This window comes from Actinoplanes sp. HUAS TT8, assembly GCF_051380535.1.
GTDB lineage: Bacteria > Actinomycetota > Actinomycetes > Mycobacteriales > Micromonosporaceae > Actinoplanes.
Genome location: NZ_CP195646.1, coordinates 9315176 through 9328179 on the forward strand (window position 1 = coordinate 9315176; position 13004 = coordinate 9328179).

Below are 13004 nucleotides of genomic sequence, written 5' to 3' on the forward strand. Positions count from 1 at the left end.
CTCCTCATCCGTCAACGTTCCGTGGCCCAAGTTCCCTAACGACCCGTGAAGTGGTCTTGTCGCGACAGGGCAGAACGTTAGGCCGCAACCATTCCGATTTCCAGTAGATCGTGTCGGTATGAGCATAATGCGGAAAGAGCCCGACCGCTCGTGACTGACAGTTTCCGAAAGGCAACTGAATGCGATGACAAATGTGCTGCCGAATACAATTTTCATTGTCATCGCACGTGCCCTGGCCAGTGCCGGAACCCTACGAAGCCGGTGTGGACAAAGTGTGAAGGCGATCCGGCCCGGACGCGAACGCGGCTTCCCTGATCGCTCTATAAACTCCCGGTATGCCCCAGGAAACGCATCTGACGCATGTCGACGAGACGGGCGCCGCGCGGATGGTCGACGTGTCAACAAAAGCGGTGAGCAACCGGCGGGCGGTCGCTGCCGGTGCGGTCCGCACCACGCCCGAGGTGATCGCGTTGCTCCGGGCCGACGGCCTGCCGAAGGGTGACGCCCTCGCGGTGTCCCGCCTGGCCGGCATCATGGGCGCCAAGCGCACCCCCGACCTGATCCCGCTCTGTCACCCGATCGGGCTGCACGGCGTCACGGTCGATCTGGAGCTCGGCCCCGACGTGGTGAACATCACGGCGGTCACCAAGACCGCGGACCGCACCGGCGTCGAGATGGAGGCCCTCACCGCGGTTGCGACCGCCGGCCTGGCAATGATCGACATGATCAAGGCAGTCGACCCGGCGGCCAGCCTCGACGCGGTCCGGGTGTTGCGAAAAGAAGGCGGAAAAACCGGCGATTGGGTACGACCTGAGGACCGCCCGTGACCATCCGAGCGCGAGTCATCGTGGCGTCCAACCGCGCCGCCGCCGGCGTCTACGCCGACACGAGTGGTCCCCGTCTGGTCGCCGGCCTGCGTGACCTGGGGTGCGAAGTGGACGAACCGGTCGTCGTCCCGGACGGTGACCCGGTCGCCGAAGCGCTCCGAGCCGCCCTTGCCGACGGCGTCGACGTCATCCTGACCAGCGGCGGAACCGGTGTCACCCCGACCGACCGCACCCCGGAGGCGACCCGCGGCCTGCTCGACTTCGAGATCCCCGGCATCGCCGAGGCGATCCGCGCCTACAGCCGCGACAAGGTCCCCGCGGCCGCCCTTTCCCGCGGACTCGCCGGGGTCGCCGGCCGCACCCTGATCGTCAACCTGCCCGGCTCGACCGGCGGCGCCAAGGACGGTCTGGCCGTGCTCGGGCCGCTACTTATCCACACGCTCGACCAGATCCGCGGCGGGGATCACTAGGCTTGACCGGTGAGCGCTGACGAGAACATCCCAGTCGGCTGGGAGCAGGCCCGTGAGCTGGCCTATCAGGCCGGCCTCGCCGCCTCGGCGGGCGCCGAGCGGGTTCCGCTGCACGACGGCGACGGCCGCACCCTGGCCGAGCCGTTGCGGGCCCTCACCGCCCTGCCCGCGTTCCCCACCTCGAGCATCGACGGCTGGGCGGTCCGCGGCGAAGGCCCCTGGCGCCCGGTCGGCCGGGTCCTGGCCGGGGCCACACCACCGCCCCTCACCACGGACGGCACCTGCGTCGAGATCGCCACCGGCGCCATGGTCCCCGAGGGCGCGGCCGCGCTGATCCGCGTCGAGGAGTCCGCCACCGGCGCCGATGGCCTGGTCACCGGCGTCCCCCGGTCGATGCCGGAGTGGCGCCGGCCGGGCGAGGAGGCCACCCTCGGCGAGGAGCTGTTCCCGGCCGGCACCCCGGTCGACCCGGCGGTCATCGGAGTCGCGGCCACCAGTGGATATGAGTTCTTGACCGTCCGCCCGGCCCCCCGCGCGGCCGTGCTGGTCTTCGGCGACGAGCTGCTCACCTCCGGCCCGCCCGGCGCCGGCCGTGTCCGCGACTCGCTCGGCCCGCAGGTCCCGTCCTGGCTGCGCCGCAGCGGCGCCACCGTGACCTCGGTCACCGGCCCGGTCGAGGACACTTTGGATGCCCACCTCGCCGCGATCCGCCGAGGCCTGGAAACCGCCGACGTGATCTGCACCACCGGCGGCACGATGCACGGCCCGGTCGACCACCTGCACCCGTCGCTGACCGAGCTCGGAGCCGAATATGTGGTCAACACCGTCGGCGTCCGCCCCGGCTTCCCGATGCTCCTGGCCCGCGTCCCCGCCGCCGACGGCCGTTTCCGCTTCCTCGCCGGCCTCCCCGGCAACCCCCAATCCGCGGTGATCGCCCTGGTCAGCCTCGTCACGCCGCTGCTCGCGGGCCTGGCCGGCCGCCCGTTCGGCGCCGACCTCCCGCTGGTCGAGGCGGCCACCCCGATCCCCGGCCGCGGCCGCGACACCCACCTGGCCCTGGCCTCACTCGACCCCACCGGCCGCGTCGCCACACCGGTCGGCCACGTCGGCTCGGCCATGCTCCGCGGCCTGGCCAACGCCCACGGCTTCGCCGTCATCCGCCCCGGCACCAAAATCGCCGCCGGCGACACGGTCCCGTTCCTCCCCCTCCCACTGCTACCCGGGGAGCGCCCATGACCCCCTCGAAGGTTGCCCTCGCCGAGGTCCTCGACACCCCGCTCGACCTGGCCGCCCACGAGGCCGCCGTCGCCGACCCCCGAGCCGGTGCCGTCGTCACTTTCCAGGGCGTCGTCCGCGACCACGACCACGGCCGCGGCGTCACCCTGCTCGAATACGAAGGCCACCCCACCGCCGCCAAGATCCTCCAAGAGGTGGCCGAGGAGATCGCCGCCGATCCGGCCGTCTACGCGATCGCCATCTCCCACCGCGTCGGCACCCTCCAGATCGGCGACGTGGCCCTGGTCGCCGCCGTCAGCACCGCCCACCGCGCGGCCGCTTTCGAAGCCTGCGCCCGCCTGGTCGACGAGGCCAAGGCCCGCCTCCCGATCTGGAAGCGCCAGGTCTTCACCGACGGCCAGGAAGAGTGGGTTAATTGCCCTTGACCGGCAGATCCACCCCAAGATCAAATTCTTCATTGCCTCGCTCTGCGGTGGTCCAGATCGTCGCTCCCGCGGGGACCCTTCCGGGCTGAGCAGGGCGCTGGCGCGCCCAGAACGCTCAGCCCTCCAGGGCGACGTCCGCTGTTGGTCCCGCTCAAACCAAACCCCACCCCCGTCCCGCCCCATCCCGCTACTACACAGGCCCAGCCGTCGGCCGACCCCGCACTGCAGCCCGCCCCGCTTGCCGCGCGGTCCCGCCGCCCCGCGTCGCGCCGTCGCGCCGCGCCGCCCCACGTCGCCGCCCCGCCGTCGCGCCGCGCCGCCCCCGCCCGTCGCGTCGCGCTGTGCGGGAATCTCGCGGTGTGCCCGCCTAGCTCAAGCTCCAGCCGCGGCTTGCGCTGTCTGGCTGGCTTTCAGGGGTTCCTCCGGCCCCCCCGGGTTCTGGGGTGGTGCGGGACGGGGAGGCGCGGGGCGGCGATTGCCGGTTCTGGAGTGGTGCGGGATCAGGAGGCGCGGGGCGGCGATTGCCGGTTCTGGGGTGGTGCGGGACGGGTAGACGCGGGGCGGCGGTCGCGGGTGGTCGGGGTCAAGGGCGGGAAGCGCGGGGGACGGGGATCGCGGCGGCGCGTTTGCCGGGGTGGGTGCGGGCCGCCGGCGGCGGGACCGGGCGCCAGGGCAGAGCCGAGGTCAGCAGGATGAGGGCGACCGCGTAGCCGTTCCAGGGGAGCAGGGTCGTGGGGGCGGCGAGCAGGAGCGCGTACCCGCAAATGGCCGAGACGGCCTGGAACGTGTCGGCGAACCTGGCGTGACGCGGTCTGCGGGTCGGCGCGCGGCGGCGCAGCGCGCCGTCGGCCAGGACCAGCAGCGCCGGGACCAGCCAGATCAGCTCGGCCGGGGTGGTCATCGGGCCGATCGCGGCGGCGGCCAGGCCGATCAGGACGAAGGCGGTGACGTCGTCGCCGGCACCGATCGCCGAGCGGGCCCGGATCAGGCCCACGGCCAGCAATAACGCCGCGAACGAGAGCCAGACCAGGACGGGTGGGGCGGGGAAGCCGTAGAGCCGGGCGAGTACCCCGGCGAGGGCCTGGTTGCCGGGTGCGTTGAGGGATTCGGTCCGGTTCAGTTCCCACAGGGTGTTGCCGAACCAGGTCATGGTTTCGCGCGGGGCGAACAGCAGCCCGGCCAGTGTGGCGGTGACGCAGGTGGTGAGCGCGGTCAGGGCGGCCCGGCGGCGGCGCAGCACGAACAGCCCGGCCAGGAAGATCACCGGGGTGACCGCGAAGGCCGCGGCGAGTCCGATGCCGACGCCGGCCCAGGATCCGTCGAGCCAGCCCTGCCGGAGTCGATCCCGTAGCGGAACGACCTGGTCGTCGGGCCGCCAGAGCGGCCAGCGCAGCGGAACCGCGGGGTACTCGTAGATCCAGCTGGACGAGCGGTTCGACCGAAAGGGATCACCGATGAAGCCGTGCGACGAGAGGAGGTCGTCGAGGGAGGGGGAGTTGAGGGAGGGGAAGCCGAGGGAGGAGGAGCGGCGCGGTGGGACGGTGATCGCGCAGCGCATCACGGCCGGCTGCTGGGCCCGCCGCAGTGCGACCAGGTCGGCCACGATCAGGCCGAACAGGAGCAGCTCGGGCCGGCCTTCACCCAGGGCGGCCCGGACGGGCTCGGTGAACAGGGCCAACGCGGCCGCGACGAGGGCCAGGGGAGCCCGCCGACGTCCGTACCGTCGCGCAATCGGCGCGGTCAGGGCAGCTGCCGAGAGCAGCAGCGCGGCCACTCCGGCGAGGGCCAGGATCCAGCCGGCGGCTTTCAGCGGCAGCAGGGCGAGCGGCGCGAGGATGATGGCGAGTGCGGGCGGCAGGGCGGCCCCGGCCTGGGTGAAGGGTTCGCGGTACGAGTAGAGCTCGGCCCCACCCAGCCATTCCCGCACGGCCGCGTGGGTCACGGCGAGCGTGCTGAGTCCGTACCGGGAAAGGGCGATGGAGATCAGCGCCAGAGTGACCAGACCGCCGACCGTGACCAGGGCGGACCTGGTTCGGGCAGCGCGAAGCGCGCGTTTCTCGATGACCGGCATGGCTCGACCCCCGTCTCGTCCTCCGGGCACGACGCGGCCTGCCACCAGGGCAGGATGTAGCCGGGCGGAAGCGAGCGTGGAAGGCGCAGACCCTTCGTCCGCTTTAACGCAGCGGTCGCTCGTAGGTTGTTATTCCGACAATTAGTACATTCGGGTCGCGCACAGAAGGTGCGATCACAGAAGGTGCGATCACGGCAGGTGCGTCACGGAAGCTTCCGAGCCGCGGTCGCGGACAGCGCGGCGATCTTCGCCTCGCGCTTCGCGGTGCGCACGGCTCGCCGGATGTCGCGCCGCGACCGATCGACCGCGTGGGTCAGCGACCGCTGCGACCGGTCCACCGCGTGGCTCAGCGACCGCTGACCGCGATCGACCGCGTGGGTGGTGCGGTAACGCAGACTCGGCTCGCCCTCGGTGTCGACCGCGGCCAGCAGCAGCCCGCCGAGCAGCCCCAGGTTCTTCAGGAAGTGGTTCTGCTGGTCGGCGCGACGATCCTTGGGCACGGCCCAGAACGGGTGCCCGGCGTAGGTGGTCGGGAGCAGGCCCACGGCCAGCACCGCGGCCGCCGGCCGGGTGAAACGCCCGGTGGCCAGGGCCAACCCGGCCAGCACGTCGGTGCCGGCCTTGAGCCGGACCAGCGTCGCCGGGTCGGTGGGCAGGCGCGGATCGGCCTTCTCCAGCAGCGGGGTGATCCGGTCGGTGACCCGGCGGGCGGCCTGCACGCGCCCCTCACCGGGTTTGATCAGCACACGGACTCCGCTGATCACGAAGATCGAGGCGAGCATGGCTCGGGCGGCGGCGCGGACGGGCTTCATGAATTCCTTATACCCGTCTCCGGCGGATCACACCGGCTGCGTACGGAGGTAGCGCCCGAAGTGCGGCACGGTGAAGGCCACCGTGCCCCGTTCCCCCGAGTAGATGAGTCCCTTTTTGATCAGTGCGTCCCGAGCCGGCGACAGGCTGGCCGGCTTGCGTCCCAGCGCCACGGCGATGTCCGAGGTCGGCACCGCGGCGTCCATGTCGTTGCCGGGGTCGTTGGAGAGCGCGGCCATCGCGCGCATGTACTCCCGCTCGGCCGGGGTGGCCCGTTCGAAGCGGGAACCGAAGAAGCCGACGGCCAGTTCGCTCTCCGCCTCCGGCGCCGCCACCTGTACGTCCCCGGCGGTGATGGGCGACTGCGGCGCGTGATCCCAGGTCGCCTTCCCATACGCCTGCACGAAGTACGGATACCCACCCGACTTCTCGTAGAGCAGGTCGAGCGCCTCCTGGTCGTAGTCCACACCCTCACGCTCGGCCGGCACCCCGAGCGCCAGGTCGGCCGCGTCCCGGTCGAGCCGATCGATCCGCTGATAGCGGAAGAGCCGCTCGGAGTACGACTTGGCCGCCGACAGCACCGCCGGCAGGTGCGGCAGCCCGGCCCCGACCACGATCAGCGGCGCACCGAGCTGGGAGAGCTCGTGGCAGGCGGCGCAGAGCGCGGAGACGTCGGTCGCGCTCAGGTCCTGCATCTCGTCGATGAACAGGGCGATCCCGGTGCCGACGTCGGTGGCGAGCGAGGCGGCGTCGGTGAAGAGCTCGACCAGGTCGATCTCGATGTCACCGGAGTCGGCGCGGCCCCGGGCGGGCGGCACGTCGATGCCGGGGGCCCAGCGGTCGCGCAGTTTCGAGCTGCTGTCGTTGGCCCGCAGCGCGAACGCCTTGAGCACGGCCAGCACGTCGTCGACCCGCTCCGGGTCGCGATGGTGCGGGGCCAGCTCGCGGATCGCCATGTGCAGCGCGCCGGAGACCGGGCGGCGCAGCGACTGATCCGGCCGGGCCTCGATCTTGCCGGTGCCCCACAGCCGGCCGATGGCCGCCGAGCGCAGCGTGTTGAGCAGCACCGTCTTGCCGACGCCGCGCAGGCCGGTGAGCACCAGGCTGCGTTCCGGGCGGCCGCGGGCCACTCGTTCCAGCACGACGTCGAAGGCGTCCAGCTCACGGTTGCGTCCGGCCAGCTCGGGGGGACGCTGACCGGCGCCGGGAGCGTACGGGTTCCGCACCGGATCCATGACGTAGCACCGTATCGGGCCATCTAGGACGAACGCTAGAGTCCGCTCGATATGTCGCTCTAAAGCTGTCTAGGATCTGGGCTAGAAACCGCTAGAGCGGGTCAGAGTCAGTTCGCTGGGTACTCACGCAGGCACAGTACGAAGTCGACGTCGTCGTACTCGGTGTCGTAGTAGTACCACTTCGTGTAACCGGTGACCTTGGAACACTTCGCGACGGCGTCCTTCTCCCCCGTGGTCTTGCCGTCGAAGCGCTTCAGCACCTCGTACGTGTTGGACGCGCAGGCCACGATGCTCAGCTCCGGCTCGGTGTTGGTGCCGCTGTTGCGCACGCACTGACCCACGGCCGCGAAGCGCGCGTCGGCGCTGGTCTGCGGGCGAGCCGCGTTCACCGCGGTGGACGAGTCGGCGACCGGAGTCTCGGCCTGACCCTTGCGGCCGAGCAGGAACCACACCGTGGTGGCCAGACCGCCGCCGACCAGCACGCTGAGCACCGCGATCAGGGCCGCGACGGCGAACCCGCGCTGGGATCGGGGCGGTGGCGACGACGGGGGCGCCGGGGCCGGGGACTGATAAGCCGGGTACTGCTGGTGCGGGATCGGTGGAGCCTCCCAGGCCGGATCGCTCCGGTTCTCACCCCAGGGATCGGAGGGCTCCGCGTACGGCTCCTCGGGCCGCCCGCCCGACCAGGGCGGTCCGGAATACGGGCCGTTGTGCGACATCGGGGCATCCTCCTCGGCTTTGCCGCATGTCACGGTAGCGTGCGCCGCGCGCTGTGGACGGTTCCGTCCCGTTGTCCACAACCCGACCTGCGCCTGCCGGCCGGGACCGTTACCTTTCCCGCTCATGTCCTCACTACTTGTGATCATGGCGAGCGTGCTCGGCGGCATCCCGGCCGTCCTGCTGGCCCTGATCGATCTGCGGTCGCTGCGACTGCCCGATCCGCTGGTCGCGGGTCTGGCCGTGGGGGCGGGTGGGCCGCTGGCCGTGCTCGCGCCGGGTCGGATCGGTCCGGCGCTGCTGGCCGGGGTGCTCGTCGGGGCCGGCTACCTGCTGGTGGCGCTGCTCCCCGGCGACGGGCTGGGGTTCGGTGACGTGAAGCTGGGAGCCGTCCTGGCCGTGCTGCTCGGGCTCGCGGGTGGTTGGCCGGCGGTGGTGGCCGGCCTGGTCGCGGCCCATGTGATCGGCGCCGGGGTGGCCGTTGTCCTGCTGGCCACCCGGCGTCGTCGCGTCTTCCCGTTCGGCCCGGCGCTCCTGTCCGGCGCTCTGGCCGGCCTGCTCATAGCAGTCTGAGCTGCCGGTCCTTCGGCTTCGACCGGGCCGCCTCGCCCAGCCGCTCGAACAGTCCGGAGTCGATCACGTCGAGGAACGGCGTCGGCTGCTGTTCCCGCTCGCTGCCGTGCCGCGACCGCTTGGCTGAATAGCTCACGTAGAGCCGATCCTGCGCCCGGGTCAGTCCGACGAAGAACAGCCGACGCTCCTCGGCGATCTCGTCGTCGGTCGGCGCCGAACCGGGCCAGCGCAGCGGCAGCAGCCCGTCCTCACAGCCGACCAGGAACACCACCGGGAACTCCAGGCCCTTGGCCGCGTGCAGGGTGAGCAGGTTGACCGCCTCGGCCCGCGGGTCCAGCGCGTCCACCTCGGCGCCGGTCTCGAGCTGCTGGAGAAACAGCGGCAGGTCGTCGCCGACCCGCTGGGCCAGCGGGGTGAGCAGGTCGGCCGCGGACCAGATGTCCTCGGGAGCGATCTGATCGCCGTCCAGGGTTGGCGCCGCGAACCGCTGGGCCAGCACCTGGGCCGACAACCGGATCCGGGCGGCCAGCGGACCGCCCAGCCCGTCGGCGTGCCGCAGCTCGCGGGCGATCACCTCGACCCCGGGCCGGTCCCGCAGCCGGTTGTGCGAGCGCTTCTGCACCGGCACACCGGCCCGGGACAGCGCCTCCAGGATCGGGCGCGACTGGGCGTCGGTGCGGTAGAGAACCGCGATGTCCGAGAACGACAGCGTGCCCGAGGTGGCCCCGCGCGAGTCCACCCGGCCGGTGTCGTGCGATCGGTGCGACAGACCGCCGACCAGCTCGTCGATGGTTCGGACGACGAAGTCGGCCTCGTCGGCGACGCTGCGGGCCGGATACCGCCCGACCAGCGCGGCCTCCGGGTCCAGCCGGGCCGGGTCCAGCCGCCGGCCGCTGACCAGCGTCGACGGCGCGATGGCCTGCACCGCGGCGGCCAGGATGGGCGCCGACGACCGGTAGTTGCGGGTCAGCCGGACCAGGCGGGCGTCCACGAAGTCCTGGTTGAAGCGCAGGAAGTAGCGCACGTCGGCGCCACGGAACGAGTAGATCGCCTGGTCCGGGTCGCCGATCGCGCACAGGTTGCCGTCGGCCGGGGAGAGCAGGCGCAACAACTCGTACTGCAGCTCGTCGACGTCCTGATACTCGTCGACGAAGATCCACTGCCAGCGCTTGCGGTACTTCTCGACCAGCGCGGTGTCCTCGCGCAGCAGCTCCACCGGAACGCTGATCAGATCGTCCAGGTCGACCAGATCCTGCTGACGCAGAAGCTTCCGGTACGCGATGTCGTCCTCGCCCGCCTGCTCCCGCGCCGCCTTCTGCTCCGGTTCCTCGGCGATCCGCCACCCGGTGCCGAGCCCGGCCGCCTTGGCGTTCTCCTTGAGGATCGTCAGGCCCAGCGAGTGGAAAGTGCCGACCGTGATGTCCTCGGCCACGTCACCGAGCAGGCTCTCCAGCCGCTCCTTGAGCTCGGCCGCGGCCCGGCGGGTGAACGTGATGGCCAGGCAGCGCTCCGGGAAGACGCCCAGCTCGGCGCAGAGATAGGCGATCCGGTGGGTCAGCGTGCGGGTCTTGCCCGTACCCGGGCCGGCCACGATCAGCAGCGGGCCACCGGGCGCGGACGCGGCCACCCGCTGCATCGCGTCGAGGCGGTCCAGCAGGCCGGTGCCGACCTCCTCCATGCCGGCCAGCATCGGCTCGAACGGCTCGTGCGGGCTCGGCGGCGGCGCGATCGGCGGCGGGGCCGGCTTGTCCTTGACCGGTTTCGCTTTGGAGTCCTTCTTCGCCGGCGCCTTGGCAACCTTGGCCGGCGGAGCCTCCGGGAACATGTCGAACAGCGTCTCGACCTGCGGCGCGCTGCTGCGATTGCGCAGCTCACCGGGCTCGAACAGGGTGATCACGCCATACTCGCCGTCATACCCCGGAATGCGCCGGACGTCGCCGCGCCGCAGCCGGGTGATCGCCTCGCGCAGCTCGTCGCCGCCGGCCCGGCCGATCTCGTCGACCGGCACCTTGCGCAGGATGTCCAGCTCGGCGCCGAGCGTCGCCACCAGGTGGTTGAGCTGCGACTCGACGGTCTTCGACTTCGGGCCGACGCCGTGGATCTCGCCGAGGATCTCGTGCAGCTGGATCAGGTGCTCGACGTGCGCTTGCTTGGCGAAGCCCTCCGGTCGATCAGCAAGATCCTCAACCCGGCTCAGTACGCCCACGGTCAGTGGACGACCGCACTCCGGGCAGCGGCCGCCGGCCTCGCGGGTGCGCTCCGGCTCCCAGTTGACGCCGCACACGCGGTGGCCGTCGGCGTGATACTTGCCCTCTTCCGGGAAGAACTCCAGCGTGCCGGCCAGACCGACACCGTCCCGGACCGCGAAGTAGTCCGGGGTGCCGGTGAACAGGGTCGCCTCGCGGGCCAGCGCGGCCGGGGAGTGCGCGTCCGAGTTCGAGACCAGGCGGTACCGATCCAGGCTGGAGACGCGCCAGTTCATCGCCGGGTCGCTCGACAGGCCGGTCTCCACCGCGGTGACGTGGTCGGCCAGGTCGGCGTAGCAGTCGGCGATCGCGTCGAAACCGGACTTCGAGCCGAGCGCGGAGAACCACGGCGTCCAGATGTGGGCCGGGATCAGATAGCCGCCGGCCTCAAGCGTGATCTCCAGCAGGTTCCGCGAGTCCAGGCCGAGAATCGGGCGGCCGTCCGCGGTCAGGTTGCCGATCCGGCCCAGCGCGGTGTTGATCCGCTCGGCCGACGCGAAATCGGGCGCGTACAGCAGGTGGTGAACCTTGCGGGTGCGGTCGTCGCGCTTGTAGATCGTGGAGATCTCCACGCTCAGCATGAAACGCGCCGGGGCCGTCCCCTGCAGCGAGCCGGGGAGCCGCTTGGTGACCGGATCCTCGTCGTTCAGCCGGAAGAGGCCGGGCTCGGCCGGGTCCAGGCTCTCCCGCAGATGCTCGAACCAGGCCGGATGGGTGAAGTCGCCGGTGCCCAGCAGCGCGATGCCCTTGCGCCGGGCCCACCAGGCCAGGTTGGGCAAGGTCAGATCACGGCTGCAGGCTCGCGAATACCGCGAGTGGATGTGTAGGTCGGCGACGTATGTGTCCGAGCTGACCTCCACGTCTCGCATCCTGTCACGGCCGTCGGTTCCGCCACGAATCGCCACGCTCAAACACACTTACCGATCTTGATGAGTTACGCCACGCGGAGTTCGACCACCGTGACCTGCGGCGGCGCGCCAACACGCACCGGTGGGCCCCAGAAGCCCGCGCCGTTGGTCACGTACACCGGCACGCCGTCCACCCGTCCGAAGCCGGAGACTACCGGTTGCTGCAATTTCACGAGGAGGTTGAACGGCGCCATCTGGCCGCCGTGAGTGTGCCCGGAGACCTGCAGATCGACACCGTAGGGCGCGGCGTCGTGGGCGGCCAGCGGCTGGTGCGCCATCAGGACCACCGGCCGGTTCCGGTCGCGATCCCCGAGCGCCCGGCCGAAGTCGGCCGGGTCGCCGTAGGCCTCCCCGCCCAGGTCATTGACCCCGGCCAGGTCGAGCCCGTCGATCTCCACCCGCTCGTTGCGCAGCGGGCGCAGGCCGAGCTCGGTGACCTCGCCGATCCACGGTTCGTAGCCGGAGTAGTACTCGTGATTGCCGGTCACGAAGTAGGCGCCCCTCCGCGACTCGATCCCACGCAGCGGCTCGGCGAGCCGTCCCAGTTCCGCGACAGTGCCGTCCACAAGGTCACCGACGACGCACACCACGTCCGCGTTCACCGAATTGATCACGCGGGTGATGCGCTGCGCGTGACCGATTCCGGTCAGCGGCCCCAGATGAATGTCGGAGACGACCGCGAGCCTGGTCCCGTCCATCCCCCGAGGCAGTTTCGCGATCGGGATCTGCACCCGATCAATCCGCGGCGCCCCGGTTGCCGTCCGAATCCCATACCCGGTCACCCCGGCCGCGGTCAGCCCGGCAAAGATCGCCGCCCCCCGAGCCAGCAGAAGCCGCCGCTCCCTCCCGCCACCCGGCCCCGCCGCGTCACCACCCTGAGCCGCTGTCCCGCCACCTGGCCCCGCCGCGTCGCCGCCCTGCGCCGCCATGCCGCTACTCGGCCCCGCCACATCGCCACCTGCGTCGTCCCGAGCCGTCGCGCTCTCACTCGCGGCAGTGCTCGTCCCGTCGCCCGCCTCGGTTGCGACCGCGTTCGCGTCGCCTCCAGCGGCGGCGGGCACAGACCCGGCCGGCTGCAACTCACCGTCCGCTGCCCGGCTGCGGCTTCCCGGCGCTTCCGCGATTGATTCGGTACGCCCATTGCGCGCCCACGTGAGCCGAACCACCAACCGCGGGATCTCCAACACGATCAGGCTGATGAGCAGGTAGAACATCAACGCGATCCACAGGTATCCCGGCCAGGCCAGCCACTTCACGTGCCCAGCCCGCACCCCGATCAGCGTCGCCGGCACGAGCAGCCCCAGCAGAACGGCGATCACCGCACTCACCCGCCGCGCCCAGCCCGGGCGCAACGTGTCCCCCGCCAGCCGCTTCCACAGGTAGAAGTGGGCCAAGCCGATGACCACCAGGATCACCGCGACGAACGCAATCAAGGTTTCCTCCCCGGCCGCCGACCCACCGTAGGCCAGCCGCCCGCGAACCGAGC

At 71.4% G+C, this 13004-nt stretch carries 11 protein-coding genes; 5 read left to right on the forward strand and 6 right to left on the reverse strand.

What is annotated here, in order from left to right; all coding sequences use genetic code 11:
• Positions 1 to 335: 335 nt before the first annotated feature.
• From moaC to ACSHV8_RS41430, 4 genes are read left to right on the forward strand one after another with little or no spacing between them, the layout of a single operon-like run.
• Positions 336 to 827 (forward strand): cyclic pyranopterin monophosphate synthase MoaC, encoded by a 492-nt coding sequence (gene moaC / locus ACSHV8_RS41415; protein WP_436525179.1) that lies wholly within the window; start codon positions 336 to 338, stop codon positions 825 to 827.
• A complete protein-coding gene (locus tag ACSHV8_RS41420; protein ID WP_436525181.1) occupies positions 824 to 1297 on the forward strand; it encodes a MogA/MoaB family molybdenum cofactor biosynthesis protein in 474 nt (157 codons plus the stop codon). The genes moaC and ACSHV8_RS41420 overlap by 4 nt, the downstream gene beginning before the upstream one ends.
• Before the next feature lie 9 nt (positions 1298 to 1306).
• Positions 1307 to 2533, forward strand: a complete 1227-nt coding sequence (locus ACSHV8_RS41425; protein ID WP_436525183.1) for a molybdopterin molybdotransferase MoeA — start codon at positions 1307 to 1309, stop codon at positions 2531 to 2533.
• The gene (locus ACSHV8_RS41430) at positions 2530 to 2958 is read left to right on the forward strand and encodes a molybdenum cofactor biosynthesis protein MoaE (RefSeq protein WP_436525185.1); all 429 of its coding nucleotides are present in this window, start codon (positions 2530 to 2532) and stop codon (positions 2956 to 2958) included. Before ACSHV8_RS41425 ends, ACSHV8_RS41430 begins: the two co-directional genes overlap by 4 nt.
• 583 nt (positions 2959 to 3541) lie before the next feature.
• On the opposite strand, the gene ACSHV8_RS41435 is transcribed toward ACSHV8_RS41430, so the two are convergent.
• The 4 genes from ACSHV8_RS41435 to ACSHV8_RS41450 form a co-directional block, all read right to left on the reverse strand.
• On the reverse strand, positions 3542 to 5029 hold the full coding sequence (locus ACSHV8_RS41435) for a glycosyltransferase family 87 protein (RefSeq protein ID WP_436525187.1): 1488 nt from the start codon (positions 5027 to 5029) through the stop codon (positions 3542 to 3544).
• Between the two features lie 203 nt (positions 5030 to 5232).
• Positions 5233 to 5841, reverse strand: coding sequence for a DoxX family protein (locus tag ACSHV8_RS41440; protein WP_436525189.1), 609 nt, complete (start codon positions 5839 to 5841; stop codon positions 5233 to 5235).
• A gap of 27 nt (positions 5842 to 5868) precedes the next feature.
• Complete coding sequence (locus ACSHV8_RS41445; RefSeq protein WP_436525191.1) at positions 5869 to 7074, reverse strand: AAA family ATPase; 1206 nt, start codon at positions 7072 to 7074, stop codon at positions 5869 to 5871.
• Positions 7075 to 7181: 107 nt separating this feature from the next.
• Complete coding sequence (locus ACSHV8_RS41450) at positions 7182 to 7793, reverse strand: LppU/SCO3897 family protein (RefSeq protein ID WP_436525193.1); 612 nt, start codon at positions 7791 to 7793, stop codon at positions 7182 to 7184.
• A 124-nt stretch (positions 7794 to 7917) separates the two neighbouring features.
• Between ACSHV8_RS41450 and ACSHV8_RS41455 the strand changes: the two genes are divergently transcribed.
• Positions 7918 to 8364 (forward strand): prepilin peptidase, encoded by a 447-nt coding sequence (locus tag ACSHV8_RS41455; protein ID WP_436525195.1) that lies wholly within the window; start codon positions 7918 to 7920, stop codon positions 8362 to 8364.
• Here the strand turns inward: ACSHV8_RS41455 and ACSHV8_RS41460 are convergent.
• Positions 8351 to 11479 carry a UvrD-helicase domain-containing protein gene (locus ACSHV8_RS41460; protein WP_436525197.1) on the reverse strand — a complete coding sequence of 1043 codons (3129 nt, stop codon included), beginning with the start codon at positions 11477 to 11479 and terminating at the stop codon, positions 8351 to 8353. The two genes, ACSHV8_RS41455 and ACSHV8_RS41460, sit on opposite strands and share 14 nt — an antisense overlap.
• Before the next feature lie 65 nt (positions 11480 to 11544).
• Positions 11545 to 12912, reverse strand: a complete 1368-nt coding sequence (locus tag ACSHV8_RS41465; RefSeq protein ID WP_436537166.1) for a metallophosphoesterase — start codon at positions 12910 to 12912, stop codon at positions 11545 to 11547.
• Positions 12913 to 13004 lie beyond the last annotated feature (92 nt).